14 protein-coding genes are annotated in these 15,704 nt (G+C 36.6%); 11 read left to right on the top strand and 3 right to left on the bottom strand.

Going from position 1 to position 15,704, the window contains the following annotated elements; translation table 11 throughout:
• The first annotated feature begins 30 nt into the window (after positions 1 to 30).
• From ACTJIP_RS10080 to ACTJIP_RS10065, 4 genes are all read left to right on the top strand, one after another.
• Positions 31 to 2,970, top strand: a complete 2,940-nt coding sequence (locus tag ACTJIP_RS10080) for a M16 family metallopeptidase (RefSeq protein ID WP_219072564.1) — start codon at positions 31 to 33, stop codon at positions 2,968 to 2,970.
• 147 nt (positions 2,971 to 3,117) lie between these two features.
• Positions 3,118 to 3,750, top strand: coding sequence for a peroxiredoxin (locus tag ACTJIP_RS10075; protein WP_077414481.1), 633 nt, complete (start codon positions 3,118 to 3,120; stop codon positions 3,748 to 3,750).
• 125 nt (positions 3,751 to 3,875) lie between these two features.
• Positions 3,876 to 4,184, top strand: coding sequence for a thioredoxin family protein (locus ACTJIP_RS10070; RefSeq protein WP_047384463.1), 309 nt, complete (start codon positions 3,876 to 3,878; stop codon positions 4,182 to 4,184).
• Complete coding sequence (locus ACTJIP_RS10065) at positions 4,184 to 4,432, top strand: DUF6952 family protein (RefSeq protein WP_002980002.1); 249 nt, start codon at positions 4,184 to 4,186, stop codon at positions 4,430 to 4,432. Before ACTJIP_RS10070 ends, ACTJIP_RS10065 begins: the two co-directional genes overlap by 1 nt.
• A gap of 696 nt (positions 4,433 to 5,128) precedes the next feature.
• On the opposite strand, the gene ACTJIP_RS10060 is transcribed toward ACTJIP_RS10065, so the two are convergent.
• From ACTJIP_RS10060 to ACTJIP_RS10050, 3 genes are read right to left on the bottom strand one after another with little or no spacing between them, the layout of a single operon-like run.
• Positions 5,129 to 5,818 (bottom strand): Bax inhibitor-1/YccA family protein, encoded by a 690-nt coding sequence (locus ACTJIP_RS10060; RefSeq protein ID WP_077414483.1) that lies wholly within the window; start codon positions 5,816 to 5,818, stop codon positions 5,129 to 5,131.
• Between the two features lie 38 nt (positions 5,819 to 5,856).
• The gene (locus tag ACTJIP_RS10055; protein WP_228408678.1) at positions 5,857 to 6,294 is read right to left on the bottom strand and encodes a peptidylprolyl isomerase; all 438 of its coding nucleotides are present in this window, start codon (positions 6,292 to 6,294) and stop codon (positions 5,857 to 5,859) included.
• Positions 6,295 to 6,343: 49 nt separating this feature from the next.
• Positions 6,344 to 7,378 carry an acyl-CoA reductase gene (locus tag ACTJIP_RS10050; RefSeq protein ID WP_440704513.1) on the bottom strand — a complete coding sequence of 345 codons (1,035 nt, stop codon included), beginning with the start codon at positions 7,376 to 7,378 and terminating at the stop codon, positions 6,344 to 6,346.
• Positions 7,379 to 7,437: 59 nt separating this feature from the next.
• Between ACTJIP_RS10050 and ACTJIP_RS10045 the strand changes: the two genes are divergently transcribed.
• The 7 genes from ACTJIP_RS10045 (at position 7,438) to ACTJIP_RS10015 (ending at position 15,478) form a co-directional block, all read left to right on the top strand.
• Positions 7,438 to 7,788, top strand: coding sequence for a 4Fe-4S binding protein (locus ACTJIP_RS10045; RefSeq protein WP_047375361.1), 351 nt, complete (start codon positions 7,438 to 7,440; stop codon positions 7,786 to 7,788).
• 109 nt (positions 7,789 to 7,897) lie between these two features.
• Entirely contained in the window at positions 7,898 to 8,962 is a 1,065-nt protein-coding gene (gene serC / locus ACTJIP_RS10040; protein ID WP_440704512.1) for a 3-phosphoserine/phosphohydroxythreonine transaminase, read from the top strand.
• A 123-nt stretch (positions 8,963 to 9,085) separates the two neighbouring features.
• Positions 9,086 to 10,051, top strand: coding sequence for a D-2-hydroxyacid dehydrogenase (locus ACTJIP_RS10035; RefSeq protein WP_440704511.1), 966 nt, complete (start codon positions 9,086 to 9,088; stop codon positions 10,049 to 10,051).
• Positions 10,052 to 10,053: 2 nt separating this feature from the next.
• Complete coding sequence (locus ACTJIP_RS10030) at positions 10,054 to 11,298, top strand: DUF1015 domain-containing protein (protein WP_077414490.1); 1,245 nt, start codon at positions 10,054 to 10,056, stop codon at positions 11,296 to 11,298.
• 55 nt (positions 11,299 to 11,353) lie between these two features.
• Positions 11,354 to 12,757 carry a M28 family peptidase gene (locus tag ACTJIP_RS10025; RefSeq protein ID WP_440704510.1) on the top strand — a complete coding sequence of 468 codons (1,404 nt, stop codon included), beginning with the start codon at positions 11,354 to 11,356 and terminating at the stop codon, positions 12,755 to 12,757.
• A gap of 1 nt (position 12,758) precedes the next feature.
• Positions 12,759 to 14,117, top strand: coding sequence for a M20/M25/M40 family metallo-hydrolase (locus ACTJIP_RS10020; RefSeq protein WP_440704509.1), 1,359 nt, complete (start codon positions 12,759 to 12,761; stop codon positions 14,115 to 14,117).
• A 2-nt stretch (positions 14,118 to 14,119) separates the two neighbouring features.
• On the top strand, positions 14,120 to 15,478 hold the full coding sequence (locus ACTJIP_RS10015; protein WP_077414496.1) for a M20/M25/M40 family metallo-hydrolase: 1,359 nt from the start codon (positions 14,120 to 14,122) through the stop codon (positions 15,476 to 15,478).
• Positions 15,479 to 15,704: the final 226 nt, after the last annotated feature.

Below are 15,704 nucleotides of genomic sequence, written 5' to 3'. Positions count from 1 at the left end.
ATTAATAACCAAAAATAAAGTACAACAGCAATGAATCTGTTAAAAAAACTAACCATCGCGACCAGTATTGCCGCCGCAAGTTTTGCAGGATATGCTTTTGGCCAGGATTTCCAATGGAAAGAAGGAAATTCTAATGGCTATAAGTATAAATATGTTACCAACGACCCTACTTCTGCAAGGTATTATACCTTAAAGAACGGATTAACGGTTATCCTGAGCCCTACCAATAAGGACCCGAGGATACAAACATATATTGCCACAAAGGCAGGAAGTAAAACCGACCCTGCAGACCACACCGGTCTTGCCCATTATCTGGAGCATATGCTTTTCAAAGGCACCAATCAATTCGGATCTAAGGACTGGGCAAAAGAAAAACCTCTTTTAGACCAGATTGATGCTCTTTACGAAAAGTACAACCAAACTAAAGACGAAGCTAAAAGAAAAGAGATCTACAAAGAGATTGACAAGGTTTCCGGAGAGGCTGCCAAATATGCAATAGCGAATGAATACGACAAAATGATGGCCGGTATGGGAGCTGACGGAACCAATGCCTTCACTTCCTTTGAACAAACGGTATACACAGAAGATGTACCATCCAATGTTCTTGACAAATTTCTTGCTGTACAGGCTGAAAGATTCAGAGAGCCTGTTTTGAGACTCTTCCACACAGAGCTTGAAGCAGTATATGAAGAAAAAAACAGGTCTCTTGATGATGATGGAGATAAAGTTTATGATACGATGTTTGCCAGTCTTTTCCCTAACAATAATTACGGAAAGCAAACAACCATCGGGACGATTGAACATTTGAAGAACCCTTCTCTACACGCTATCAGAGAATATTACAACAATTATTACGTTCCCAATAACATGGGAATCATCATGTCCGGAGATTTTAACCCGGATGAAGTGATTGCAAAAATTGACAAGGCTTTCTCATATATGAAGCCCAAAGCCATTCCTGAATATAAAGTAGGGCAGGAAAAACCAATTACAGCTCCCATTGTAAAAGAAGTTGTAGGACCTAATCCTGAAAATGTAATGCTTGGTTTCAGATTTCCGGGAGCTTCTACAAAAGATGCAAGAATGCTGAACCTTGTTGGAAATATGCTTACCAACGGACAGGCTGGATTGATTGACCTTAACCTGGTAAAAAAACAAAAATTACTTGGGGCTTATGCAGGTTCTTATACTTTAAAAGATTATTCAGTATTACTTCTTCAAGGAAAACCAACTGAAGGACAGTCTCTAGATGAAGTAAAAAATCTTCTTCTTCAGGAAATTGATAAATTAAGAAAAGGGGAATTTTCTGATGACCTGATTCAATCTATCGTCAACAACGAAAAGAAAGGTATTATTCAGAAAGATGAAAAATATTCGTCAAGAGCAAGCATCCTGATGGATGAATTTACTTCAGACATTGACCACAAAGCAACACTGGAGTATGTAGACGAAATTTCAAAACTTACGAAGAAAGACATCATGGATTTCGTATCCAAATATCTTCAAAATAACAACTACGTTGCAGTTTACAAAAGAAAAGGAGAAGACAAAAGTATAGTGAAAGTTGACAAGCCAACAATCACTCCGGTTTCTGTAAACAGAGAAGACCAGTCTCCTTTCCTTAAGAAGATTGATGATATGCCTGAAAACCCTATCGCTCCGGTATGGTTGAATTATGATAAAGATATCGCTAAAAACAAATTGGCCGATGTAGAGGTACTTTCTGTAAAAAATACAGATAATGCGCTGTTCAGAATGTATTATCACTTTGATTCCGGAAAATGGAACAACAAAATTCTTCCTATAGCAGCAGAATATCTTCAGTATTTAGGAACTAAAGACAAATCTTCAGAAGTAATCAGCAAAGAATTCTATAAACTTGCTTCAAGCTTCAATGTTGGCGCAGGAAATGAAGAAACTTATGTATCACTTGAAGGTTTAAATGAAAACTTCGATAAAACGATCTCTTTATTTGAAGATCTGATTAAAAACTGCCAGGCAGACCAAACCGCTCTTGATGCTTACAAAACAAGACTGAAAAAAGCCAGAGCGAATGCGAAGCAAAATAAAGGAACCATCATGGCCGGACTGAGAAGTTATGCCCAGTATGGTGCACAGAATCCTTTCAACAATGTACTGAGCGATGCTGAACTTGACGCCTTAAAAGCAGAAGATCTGATTAATGTTCTTCATGATCTTTTCAATTTCAAGCACAAAGTATTGTATTACGGTCCGAAATCAGGAAATGATGTGGTAGCATCTCTAAAACCTGTCCACAAACTTCCTGCAACCCTGAAAGATCTTCCTAAGTCAAAAACTTTTGCTCAGATCCCGACTGATAAGAACAAGGTATTATTTGCTCATTATGACATGGTACAGGCAGAAATTTTCTGGGTGAGAAACGCAGACCAATACAACCCTTCTACGACACCTACTGTAAGCTTGTTCAACAACTATTTTGGAGGCGGAATGGGATCTATTGTTTTCCAGACGATCAGAGAATCTAAAGCACTGGCTTATTCTACCTACTCTTATTTTGCACTTCCTAGCAAGAAAACAGACAAGGATATGATTATGGCGTATGTAGGAACACAGGCAGACAAATTCAATGAGTCTACAACAGCAATGAATGAGCTTTTAACAACTCTTCCAAAATCTGAACAGTTATTTGAAACTGCAAAAAGCGGGTTGAAAAAATCTATTGCTTCTGAAAGAATTACTCAGGACGGAATCATCTTCTCTTATCTGAAATCTCAAAGACTTGGAAACAACTTTGACATGAGAAAGAACGTCTACGAACAGGCACCAAAACTGTCTTTTGCAGACATCAATACGTTCCACGATAAGGAAATGAAGAACAAAAACTACACATACTGTCTCGTTGCTTCTCAAGATAAAGTAAATGAGGCTGATATGCAGAAATTAGGTGAGGTAAAAAAACTTAATTTAACCGAAGTATTTGGTTACTAAAATAAACAAAAAGCCCTGTTATCAGGGCTTTTTTATTTAACAGCGTGTCAAAAACAATTATAGATTTTATTTATCAATATTTGTTTGTTCGATAGATGAATCTTTCATATCTTTGCGATAGAAATTTAAATATAAAAACAGAAAATTATGTCTTTAGTAGGAAAAAAATTCCCAAATTTAACAATTGACGCAATGTCCGAAATGGGTGACGATTTAAGAATCAACATCTTTGATGAAGCAGTAAACAACCAGCAAAAAGTTCTTTTATTCTGGTACCCTAAAGATTTTACTTTCGTATGCCCTACTGAGCTTCACGCTTTTCAGGAGGCTTTAGGAGAGTTCGAAAAAAGAAACACTAAAGTAATTGGTGCATCTTGTGATACTAACGAAGTACACTTCGCATGGTTGAACACACCAAAAGATAACGGAGGTATCGAAGGAGTAACTTACCCACTTTTAGCTGATACTCACAGACAATTGGCAAACACATTAGGAATTGTAGATCAGGATTTTGAATACAATGAAGAAGGAGAAGAAGTTTTCACAGGTTCTAATGTAACTTACAGAGCAACTTACCTTATCGACGAAACTGGAAAAATCTTCCATGAAGCGGTAAACGATATGCCTCTAGGAAGAAACGTAAAAGAATTCTTAAGATTAATTGACGCTTACACACACGTTCAAAAACATGGTGAAGTATGTCCTGCAAACTGGGAAGAAGGAAAGGATGCTATGAAAGCTGACAGAACTTCTACAGCAGAATATTTAGCTAAGAACTAATATAATTTGTTAATTTGAAAATGAGATAATTTGAAAAATAATCTCAAGATTTTTGAAAATTATCTCATTTTCTTCTTTACAAAACATTGACACATCCCCAATTAATAAATTTTCAAATTACAATCATGTACACAGAATTAACCGAAGATACATTACAAAATATCGTTAACGACAACGAAAAAGTAGTTGTTCAATATGGCGCAACATGGTGCGGAAACTGCAGAATCATGAAGCCAAAATTCAAAAAACTGGCATCTGAAAATGATACTATTCCATTTTTATATGTAGATGCTGAAAAGCTTCCTGAAAGCAGAAAATTAGCAAAAGTAGACAACTTACCTACTTTCGCGATCTTTAAAAACGGAGAATTGGTAAATCAGGTTCAATCTAACCAGACAGAAAGTTTAATTAACCTTTTTAACGAATTAGCATAATGAAATTACCCGTAATCAGACAGTTTTACCAGAATCAGACTCCTGAAAACCTTGAAAAAACATTAGAAGTACTGGAAAGCTTCTGCGAATTCAGAGGAACAAGCGAAGAAGACTTAAATGTTGCAGGAGAATTGATCACCAACATTTGTGGAGCTTTAGAAGTTCATGCCAACGTACAGAACGGAATGAGTGAAAAAGATGCTTTAAACTCTTTTGCTCAGAAGGTTTTAGGATCAATCGACAAATAATATCTTTTGATTATTTTTAATTAAAAGATTATAAAAACACATATACAATACCTGAGGTTTTCCTCATTACTATACTTTTTTCTATTCTTTAAGAATCTTTTATTTCAACTATAAAATGTACTTCAAAGGACCTTACCCGGTCACATGAGGCTGGATGTTGTGTGGAAGTTTTAAAGAATATCCAATAAAATCCTGGTGAAATATCATCAGGATTTTTTGGGTTTATGGTTTAAAACACTAATAGCACAAATATTCTACACAAATTTCACAAATAGGACAATAGCTATCAAATTATCAAAATTACATGCAATCATCTGTGTCAATCTGTGAAATCTGCGGTTAAAAAAACATTTTTAATTATTATAAATTTTGGCTAAAGCCAATAGATAATGGCTTTTTAAGTAAAAGGGCTCCCTTCGTCTACGCTCAGGATGATAGCCTGTTCTTATTGAATAAACAACAAGGATTTATGCAATTGAACCAAAGATAAACCCACTCTATCAAAAGTGTTGATTTATGAAATCTGTGGACAATAAATCAATATCATCATAAGTTTTGACTAAATCCCGCTCCCATTGAATTCGTGTTACTCGTGAAACCATTTGTGACATTTGTGTTTAAAAAAAACTTTTATTCAAAAAAAATCCCGATGAAAAATCACCGGGACTATTATTATAAAGATAATCAACTTATCTATTAGTTTCTTCTGCTCATCAGAATACTTAGAATATACCAGAATAAAAGCATAATTGAAGCAAAAAGCTGCAATGCCGCTCCTACATACTGGTTCGTTCCATAAGAGTCTTTTAATTTACTTGTCTGATATAAAATAGCAGCCGAAGCTAAAATTACCATTCCTACTGAAAACCATAAGCCAAGGTTAAAACCGAAGATCATTCCACCTGCAATAAGTCCGATGGAAATAAATCCACCAATCACAATGATATTTCTTAAAAAAGAAAAATCTCTTTTAGAAGTGAATGCTACCGCTGAAATACCGGCAAACATTGCGATCGTTAAAGTAGCAGCCTGGAAAATTACATTTGTACCGCCTGCCATATTGGTAGCAATAAAAAGCAGAGGCATAAAGATAATCGCTTCCAAAAAGATGTAAAAACCTAATCCCATATACTGAGTAGATTTACTTTGTGAAAGTGACCATTTAGAAGCTAAAACAGAAGCTAACCAGAAAACTCCAATGATTAGTAACCAAATATATTTCTGAGCAAACATCATGAAAATAATTTCTTTCGGAACCGTTTTCAATAATATCGTTTCAACTCCAATAAATGCAAGAATAGATAAAGCAACATGCAAATACGTCTTCTTGTAAAAACCCGCCTTCTCCACGTCCGAAGAATGAGCGACTAAAACATCTGTCATCATAGTTAATATTTTTTTAGTTAATCGAAAATAAATTTTATCTATTTCGAAGGCAAAACACCCAGAATTTTCCCATCATCCTCAAATACAGCGGTAATAGCCTCTTTGGAAGATGATTCGCCTGCATATTTATATTTAATACTTGGATGATTGATACCATCCATGGTTTTATAATATCCTGCTTTTAAGATTTCAAGCTTTTTGTTGGGATCAATGCCGTCTTTTACTTTTTTAAGAACATCATCCGTTACAATTTCCTTTACCTTCTCAGAAAGCAATCCATCAATTGTTTTACGGTCAGAAGCCTGTAAAGCCTCAATAAACTTAAGAAAGTTATCATTGTACAAACTGACTTTCTCCTTACTTATAGCAGCGGGCTGCTCTTTTTTCTGGCCACCCTCAACCTTCACACCTGCCACTTTCTGAGCAAACATCAACTGTGCACCTACGAGAGCAATTCCCAGCAATAATTTTTTCATAGTATTCATTTTTGTTATCTGGTGAAATAAGTGATGGAAGATACGAAAATCAGACCAGTTCTAAAAATTTCATTGTATCCACATTATCTGCATAGGTATCAAGACCTGGATTTTGTGCTTCTCCAAACCGAATAGCATTCAATCCCAACTCCTCTTTAGACACCACACACTGGATATTTTCTTCGTTTTCAGCAATAAATGTTTTCACATCATCCAAAGACTCATATCTGCTGAAATTGATTACAGAAAGCGGACTGAAAAGTTTATCATCTTCTTTCAGCATCACAAAATTATTATCCCAGAATTTATCCTGATTTAAAAGATAAACTGCTCTGTTATAGTCATAATTATTGGCATACTTATTATGATTGATGATATCCTGGAATCCTACGAAGCTCTCAAACAGTCTGTCAATAACGAAGTCCTGTGGAATAAAAATTCTCGTCACATTACGGCATCCAAGTCCAAAATACTGGAAAATATCTTTTGCCAGCAACTGTAGTTCTGCCTCCGTTTCATCACCTTTCAACACAGCAATGGAAGTTCTGTTCTTGCGTATAATGCTTAAGTGATTTTTAAAATAATATTCAAGATATCTGGCTGTATTATTACTTCCTGTAGCGATAACTGCATCAAAATTCTCTAATCTCTCTACAAATTCAAACACTACATTCTCATTGGAAAATTCATTCCATTTTTTCAATAAAAACGGAACCATATATTTATCTTTTGACGACAGCTTAATAACAGGAATATGATTACTCAACACAACGGACATCACATCATGAAAGCCTACCAAAGGAATATTTCCGGCTAAAATAAGTCCAACTCTTTTTGATATTTTAGAGGTTGAATAATTTCCAAGCCAGTTTTTGATATTTTCGTCAGTCAAAAGATCTGCCCATTGCTGTAAAGCAAATTTCTGATTATCAATAGTAAACCACGGATTCTCTATTTCAGATCTCTTCAACAATAATTCAATATCTACATCATCTTCATTGCGATCTTCCGGTTTCTTCGCTAAAAACGCTTTTATATAGTCACTTAATTTAATAAGTCCTAAAACTTGATTTTCGGTATTCATAATTACTTTAAAATTGGGGAATATTTTGTAATTTTGTGCAAATTTAAAAAAAATTAGCGATGGCTATTAAAATAACTGATGAATGCATTAATTGTGGAGCTTGCGAACCGGAATGTCCCAACAATGCAATATATGAAGGAGCTGTAGATTGGAAAGCTTCTGACGGTACGGCTCTTCAAGGTACAATTACAATGCCGTCGGGACTTACTGTAGATGCAGATGCACCACAGGAACCTGTAAGTGATGATGTTTATTTCATTGTAACAGATAAATGTACAGAATGTAAAGGATTCCACGAAGAACCTCAGTGTGCGGCGGTATGCCCTGTAGACTGTTGTGTTCCTGACGAGGATCACGTAGAATCTGAAGAATCTCTTCTTAATAAAAAAGCATTCTTACATGGCGAATAAAAAAATTCCGTCTCATTATCTGTGAGGCGGTTTTTTTGTCCAAAAATCCAATTTAACCAAAAATAAAGCTGAAAGACTATCAATCCGGAAGCAACCAAAAAATAAAAATATGAACAAAAAGCACAACTTCAGCGCAGGGCCATGTATTTTGCCACAGGAGGTATTTGAAAAATCAGCACAGGCTATCCTGGACTTTAACGGTATCGGATTGTCTCTTCTCGAAATTTCTCACAGAAGTAAGGATTTCGTAGCTGTAATGGACGAAGCGCGTGCAATTGTAAAAAGACTGATGAATCTTGGTGATGATTATGAAGTTATTTATTTAGGAGGAGGTGCCAGTCTGCAGTTTGCAATGGTTCCTTACAACCTGATGAAAGTAGGTGGAAAAGCAGCTTACCTGGATACAGGAACGTGGGCAGCCGGAGCCATTAAAGAAGCAAAAAAAGTAGGAACAGTAGATGTAGTAGGTTCTTCAAAAGAAGAAAATTACTGTTTTATCCCTAAAAATTATACGGTTGGTTCAGAATACGATTATTTCCACTGTACTTCCAACAACACGATTTATGGAACTCAGATGAAATCTTTCCCTGAAGTGGATACCCTGATGGTTTGTGATATGAGTTCTGATATTTTCTCAAGACAACTGGATTTTTCCAAATTTGATCTGATCTATGCGGGTGCTCAGAAAAATATGGGACCTGCAGGTGTTACCTTAGTGGTGATCAAAAAAGAAATCCTTGGAAAAACAGGAAGAGAAAACATGTTTTCTATATTGGACTATTCTCAGCATATCGCCAAAGAATCAATGTACAATACGCCGCCGGTATTCCCTGTATATGCCTCTTTACTTACCCTTCAGTATCTTGAAAAAAACGGAGGAATTGCGGCTGCAGAACAAAGAAACGAAGCAAAAGCTAAGCTTTTATATGATGAAATCGACAGCAATCCTTTATTTGAAACTTTCTGCGTGAAAGAAGACCGTTCACTGATGAATGTTTCTTTCAAAATTACTGACGAAAGCAAAAAAGAAGAATTTGACAACGCATGGAAAGCTGCAGGTATCAGTGGATTAAACGGACACAGAAGTCTGGGCGGATACAGAGCAAGTTTATACAATGCCTTACCCATTGAAAGCGTACAGGTTTTGGTAGATGTAATGAAATCAATCAAATAATTTAAGCATTAAAAATTCAAAGATTGAAAGATTGAAAAGCAGTTAATTTAAATTTATTAATTTGCGCCTCAGTTTTAAAATTTTGAAATATTTACATTTTTCAATCTTTAAATCAAATAATTCATGAAAGTTTTAGCAAACGATGGAATCTCAAAAGCAGGAGAAAACGCTTTAAAAGAAGCTGGAATTGAAATCCTGGACAATAGAGTCGCTCAGGATCACGTTATTAATTTTATCAACGATAATAATGTGGACGTCCTTCTTGTAAGAAGTGTAACGAAAGTGAGACAAGAGCTGATTGATGCATGTCCCGGCCTTAAAATCATTGGAAGAGGTGGTATCGGGATGGACAACATTGATGTGGAATATGCCAAAAGCAAGGGGATTAAAGTAATCAATACTCCTACAGCATCTTCAAAATCGGTGGCAGAATTAGTGTTCGGACATTTCATTTCACTGGCAAGATTCCTTCACGAATCCAACAGACTGATGCCTCTGGAAGGAGATACTCATTTCAGTGCTATGAAAAAGTCATTCAGCAATGCATATGAACTTTCAGGGAAAACATTAGGAGTAATCGGCTTTGGAAGTATTGGCCAGGAAGTCATAAAAATAGGAATTGCTTTAGGAATGAAAGTAACCGTTCTGACAAGAAGCCCTAAAACAGAAGTTCTTACCCTGAATTTCTTCAACGGACAATCTGTCGACTTTGAAATCACTTCCACCAATGATATGGATGCATTCCTGCAAGATGCAGATTTCATCAGTATCAATACGCCGAAAACGAATGAATATATTATAGATACCCCTCAGTTTGAAAAAATGAAAGATGGGGTCTATATTGTAAATACTGCAAGAGGAGGTGTCATCAATGAAGTGACATTGATTGATTTTATCGAGTCAGGAAAAGTAGCCGGAGCTGCATTGGACGTTTTTGAAAACGAGCCAAGCCCGGAATTGCCTTTACTGATGAACCCTGCACTATCTCTTTCTCCACATGTTGGAGGAAACACAGTAGATGCTCAGGAAAAAATCGGTATCGAACTTGCAGAACAAATTATTAAGCTACAAAAAGAAACTATAAGATAAATATGCCTGTTTTTAAACCTTTCCGTGGAATAAGACCTCATAGAGACTTCGAGAGCACTTTCCCTACACATCCACTGGATAATTTTACCCAGGAAGAGATCACAGAGAAGGCTCAAGTTGAAAATACTTACATCAATATGATTAAACCCTATGTTGTAAGTAAATCTAAAGATATTGACCGGAATCTGCGAAAGATCCGTTCTACATTTGAAGAACTTCTGGACGAAAAGAAATTGGTCCAGGACAATTCAGCCTACTATCTTTATGAGCAGATCTACCCCAACAAACAGGTGTTCAGAGGACTTCTGGGATTAGCAAGTATTGAAGATTTCTGGAATGGAAAAATCAAAAGACATGAAAGTACCATTCCCCAGAAAAAAGAAAAACTGGCTCATTACCTTGAAAAAGTAAACCTGCAGGCAGAACCTGTACTCCTTACCTATCCGGCCAACTCAAAAATTGAGCTGCTGATGAATCATGAGGAAAAAAATGTCCCTATCTTCAACCATGTAGACACTATCGGTATCAGACATAAAATCTGGAGAATAGACAACCGCCTGAAGTTACAGCAGTTTAAAGAAGTGATTGATCAGATTGATTCATTTTATATTGCTGACGGACACCACAGAATTGGGTCTACAGCGATAAATGCCAAATATCATAAGGAGAAAAACAAAAAACATAATGGTACAGAGCTTTACAACTTTGTCTACAGCTTTATTGTTTCCAATCAGTCTATTAAAATTCATGATTATAACAGAATCTTACATGATCTGAACGGTATTTCTCCCGAAGCTTTCCTGAAGGAACTTGAACATTATTTCCTTATTCATGAAAAAGGAGAAACATCCTACTACCCTTCTCAGAAATTCCACATTTCAATGTATATGGATGGGAAGTTCTATTCTCTTCATGTGAAGCACGATCTTCGTTCCAAAGAAATGTCTCTTGATAATCTGGATCACCACCTTATTGACAAGTATATTTTTAAAAATATATTGAAAATTGAAGATCCGGACAGCTCTGAGCTTATTTCTTATGTAAAAGGAACATCCAATATCAACGGAATCAATCTTTTAAAAGAGAAAGTAGACAGTGGTGAAGGCAAGGTTGGCTTTGGAATTTATCCTGTAAGTTTTAATGATATGATTAAAATTTCGGATTTAAAATTAAGCATGCCTCCAAAATGTACATTTATTGAACCAAAGTTGATTACAGCGCTGGTAATGTATGATATGAAACCTTAATAAATTCCCATTTTTTCCCTACTTTTATCAAAGGAAAAAGAAAGGTAAATAAAAAATGAAAAAAATATTCATTATACTTCCACTCTTTTTGAGTGGATTTTTATTTTCTCAAAAAAAGCCACAAAAAAATCCGGCAAAAAAAACAACGCTTGCCAAATTCAATTATCATGATGAGTTCAGAAAAATTTCAGATGAAATCATGACCAATGGTAAGGCTTATGATAATCTTGGAGAGCTTACGAAAGGAATCGGATCGCGTTTCAGCGCAACTCCAGGCTATACAAAAGCCGTAGAATGGGCAGAAAAAAAGTTCAAGGAAATTGGTATTGATATGATCTGGAGACAGGAAGCCAAAGCACCTGTCTGGATCAGAGGAAAAGAATCTTTACAGATAAAAACCGGAAATGGAGATTGGAAAAACATCAGAATGCTTTCTTTTGGAAACTCTGAAGGAACGGGTGGCAAAGACCTTACAGGTGAAATTGTTTTAATTAATACCACGTCAGAGCTTAACGCAATGTCAATAGGCCAGTTAAAAGACAAGATCGTTTTCGTGAATGTTCCTATGGACCCGAAAATTATCAATACAAGTGACTCCTATTTACAGACTGCAAAATCGAAATTAATTTCCGCTTCTATCATTGCTAAAACAGGCGCAAAAGCATTAATCATAAGATCACTGACAACAGCTAATGACGACACTCCTCATGCTAAAATGATTTACTATGAACCAGATGATAAAGTTAAAATTCCGGCTTTATCCATTGGAGTAAGATCCGCAGATGAGTTGGAAAAAATATTGAAAAAGCAAAAAGTTACTGCTAAAATCAACATGACTGCCGAATCAAAAGGTGACACTACAAACTCCAATATTATTGCTGAAATTCAGGGTAAGAAAGATTCTAAAGTGATTGTTTTGGGTGCCCAGCTTGATTCGTGGGATTTTGGTGAAGGGGCCATTGATGATGGAACAGGCGTAGTCCAGTGTATAGAAGTTTTAAGAACACTGAAAGCACTCGGATACGAAAATAACCACACCATCCGCGTAGTCCTGTATGCCAACAGTGAAAACGGAGGCCAGGGCCGTGAGATGTATGCCGCTTTTGTAAAAAAGAGAGACGAAAAACACGTTTTTGCCTTAGGAACAGATGCCGGAGGCTATTCTCCGCGAGGATTTTCTCTGGATATGTCACCTCAGAGAAGAAGATTGATTTACCCATGGAAAGAATATTTTCTTCCTTATGGCGTTTATGATTTTGACCAAACTGAGGCAATTCAGGACATTTCACCCTTAAAAAAACTTGACATTCCCTTAGCAGAGCTAGTGGTAGATACACAAAGGTATTTCGACTACCATCATTCCGAACAGGATACTTTTGACAAGGTGAATAAAAGAGAACTTCTTCTCGGAGCAGTTGCCATTACACAGATGATTTTTATGGTTGATAAAAACTGGTAATATGAAAAAGATATTTGGAACTTCATTATTGCTTTTTGGAATGGCTGTTTTTGGTCAGACTAAAGAAGACTCTATCCAATTTAAAAGGATTTCCACAGAAATTCTGAACAACGGCAAAGGATACAATGAACTGAGAGAACTTACCAAAACTATAGGCAACCGTTTAAGCGGATCTGAAGCCTATGAGAAATCAGTACAATGGGCAGCACAGAAACTCCGTGATGCCGGAGCTGATAAAGTATGGCTTCAGGAAGTCATGATCCCGGTTTGGGTAAGAGGAAAAGAATCTCTGCACATCCAGACTTCAAACGGAAAATGGAAAAGTATTAAAATGCTTTCTCTCGGAAATTCCGAAGGTACAAAAGGAAAGGATATCTCAGGTGATATTATTATGGTAAAATCACTGGAAGAATATGATAAACTTCCTGCAGAAAAGGTGAAAGATAAGATTGTATTTTTCAACTATCCTTTTAATCAGGAAAATGTACAGACTTTCATTTCTTATCGCGATGCCAGCCCCTACAGAAGAACTGCGGCTTCATTGACTGCTAAAAAGGGAGGGAAATTTGCCATCATCCGGTCACTTTCTTCCGCTTTTGATGATGTTCCTCACACAGGCAATATGCGCTATGATGAAAACGTTTCAAAAATACCGGCTATTACGATCGGAAATACTTCTGCTGATGAACTGGAAATCCTGTTAAAAAATCAGAAAGTAACAGCTAAACTTAATTCCAACTGTGGAATGAAAGGCGAAAAGCTTTCTCATTCTGTAATTGGAGAAATCACTGGCAAAAAAGACCAGAGTGTTATCGTAGTTGGCGGACACCTTGATTCCTGGGATGTGGGTGAAGGTGCTCATGATGACGGAGCCGGAATTGTGCAAAGTATTGAGGTTCTGAGAACATTTAAAAAATTAGGAATACAAAATAACCACACCATCCGCGCTGTTTGCTTTGCCAACGAAGAAAACGGAACAAAAGGCGGAAAACAATATGGCAAAGTTGTTAAAGAAAACAATGAAAAACATCTTTTTGCTATAGAAACAGATGCCGGAGGTTTTTCACCAAGGGGAATTTCCCTGGAAATGGATGATCCTCAAAGAAACCATATCAAAAGCTGGGTCAACCTGTTTTTACCTTATGGAGTCTACAATTTTGAGGGTAAATATTCTGGTTCGGATATAGCATCGCTTCACGAAATGGGAGTTCCCACAGCTGAGCTGGTTCCAGATCCACAGCGTTATTTTGACATTCACCATACAGCAGAAGACACTTTTGAAAAAGTCAACCGGAGAGAACTGTTACTTGGTTCTGCGGTAATGACACAACTTATTTATATGATTGATAAAAATTGGTAACTATGAAAAAGATAGTAGGAACTTCATTATTACTTTTTGGAATGGCTGTTTTTGGCCAATCCAAAGACGATTCTATTCAGTTCAGAAAAATCTCTACGGAAATTCTGAACAACGGAAAAGGATATACTGAGCTGAGAGAGCTTACAAAAAATATCGGACATCGTTTAAGCGGATCTGAAGCTTACGAGAAGTCAGTAAAATGGGCAGAGCAGAAGCTTCGTGATGCCGGAGCTGATAAAGTATGGCTTCAGGAAGTTATGATTCCGGTATGGGAAAGAGGAAAAGAATCTCTGCATATCCAGGCTTCTAACGGAAAATGGAAAAGTCTTAAAATGCTTTCCCTTGGAAATTCTGAAGGAACCGGAGGAAAAGATGTTTCAGGAGAAATTATCATGGTAAAATCTATGGAAGAATATGACAAACTTCCCGCTGAAAAGGTGAAAGATAAGATTGTATTCTTCAACTACCCCTTCAGCCAGTCGTTTGTAGAAACCTTTAAAGCATATGGTGATGCCGCAAAATACAGAACCACAGCCGCTTCATTAACGGCAAAAAAAGGAGGTAAGTTTGCCATCGTCAGATCACTTTCTTCTGCTTTTGATGATGTACCTCACACAGGAGCAATGCGCTACGAAGACAAAGTCTCTAAAATACCTGCCGTAGCCATCGGAAGTACGACAGCAGATGAACTGGAAGCTTTACTGAAAAGCCAGAAAATTACTGCTAAACTTAATTCCAACTGCGGAATGAAAGGCGAAAAGCTTTCCCATTCTGTAATCGGGGAAATCACAGGTAAAAAAGACCAAAGCGTTATCGTAGTTGGAGGACACCTTGATTCCTGGGATGTAGGTGAAGGCGCTCATGATGACGGAGCCGGAATTGTTCAAAGTATTGAGGTTTTGAGAACCTTTAAAAAGTTAGGATTACAAAATAACCATACTATCAGAGTGGTTTGCTTTGCCAATGAAGAAAACGGAGTAAAGGGCGGAATTCAATACGGTAAAACGGTAAAAGAGAAGAATGAAAAACATCTTTTTGCCATAGAAACGGATGCCGGAGGTTTTGCACCAAGAGGAATTGCCCTGGATATGGATGATACCAAAAGAAATCAGATCAAAGGCTGGTCAAGTCTATTCATTCCCTACGGAGTTTATAATTTTGAAGAGCGATTTTCCGGAACTGACCTCTATCCGCTTCATGACATGGGAATTCCTGCCGCTGAATTGATGCCGGATTCTCAGCGCTATTTTGATATTCACCATACAGAAGAAGATACTTTTGAAAAAGTGAACAGAAGAGAGCTTTTATTAGGCGCTACAGCTTTGACGCAGATTATTTATATGATTGATAAAAACTGGTAACAAATATAAAAACCGTCTTTAAAGGCGGTTTTTGTTTTTTACATACAATATCTCATTATTTCAATAGGAACGGGCTATCATCCTAAGCGTAGGCGAAGGGAGCCGTTTAATTTTACAAATACCTTCCAATGGCTTCAGCCAAAACTTATATTGATTTTATAACCACTGATTTCACAGATTGACACAGATGATTGTATAAATGGTAATAACTAATTTCTTATCCTAT

Source organism: Chryseobacterium sp. 22543 (genome assembly GCF_052044565.1).
Lineage (GTDB): Bacteria > Bacteroidota > Bacteroidia > Flavobacteriales > Weeksellaceae > Chryseobacterium.
This window is presented reverse-complemented; position numbering and strand designations above follow the sequence as displayed.

Excerpts from the sequence above, each read along its gene's own strand:
- ACTJIP_RS10080 (WP_219072564.1), top strand. The coding sequence starts at position 31 with ATGAATCTGTTAAAAAAACTAACCATCGCGACCAGTATTGCCGCCGCA.
- ACTJIP_RS10075 (WP_077414481.1), top strand. The coding sequence starts at position 3,118 with ATGTCTTTAGTAGGAAAAAAATTCCCAAATTTAACAATTGACGCAATG.
- ACTJIP_RS10070 (WP_047384463.1), top strand. The coding sequence starts at position 3,876 with ATGTACACAGAATTAACCGAAGATACATTACAAAATATCGTTAACGAC.
- ACTJIP_RS10065 (WP_002980002.1), top strand. The coding sequence starts at position 4,184 with ATGAAATTACCCGTAATCAGACAGTTTTACCAGAATCAGACTCCTGAA.
- ACTJIP_RS10060 (WP_077414483.1), bottom strand. The coding sequence starts at position 5,818 with ATGATGACAGATGTTTTAGTCGCTCATTCTTCGGACGTGGAGAAGGCG.
- ACTJIP_RS10055 (WP_228408678.1), bottom strand. The coding sequence starts at position 6,294 with ATGAAAAAATTATTGCTGGGAATTGCTCTCGTAGGTGCACAGTTGATG.
- ACTJIP_RS10050 (WP_440704513.1), bottom strand. The coding sequence starts at position 7,378 with ATGAATACCGAAAATCAAGTTTTAGGACTTATTAAATTAAGTGACTAT.
- ACTJIP_RS10045 (WP_047375361.1), top strand. The coding sequence starts at position 7,438 with ATGGCTATTAAAATAACTGATGAATGCATTAATTGTGGAGCTTGCGAA.
- serC (WP_440704512.1), top strand. The coding sequence starts at position 7,898 with ATGAACAAAAAGCACAACTTCAGCGCAGGGCCATGTATTTTGCCACAG.
- ACTJIP_RS10035 (WP_440704511.1), top strand. The coding sequence starts at position 9,086 with ATGAAAGTTTTAGCAAACGATGGAATCTCAAAAGCAGGAGAAAACGCT.
- ACTJIP_RS10030 (WP_077414490.1), top strand. The coding sequence starts at position 10,054 with ATGCCTGTTTTTAAACCTTTCCGTGGAATAAGACCTCATAGAGACTTC.
- ACTJIP_RS10025 (WP_440704510.1), top strand. The coding sequence starts at position 11,354 with ATGAAAAAAATATTCATTATACTTCCACTCTTTTTGAGTGGATTTTTA.
- ACTJIP_RS10020 (WP_440704509.1), top strand. The coding sequence starts at position 12,759 with ATGAAAAAGATATTTGGAACTTCATTATTGCTTTTTGGAATGGCTGTT.
- ACTJIP_RS10015 (WP_077414496.1), top strand. The coding sequence starts at position 14,120 with ATGAAAAAGATAGTAGGAACTTCATTATTACTTTTTGGAATGGCTGTT.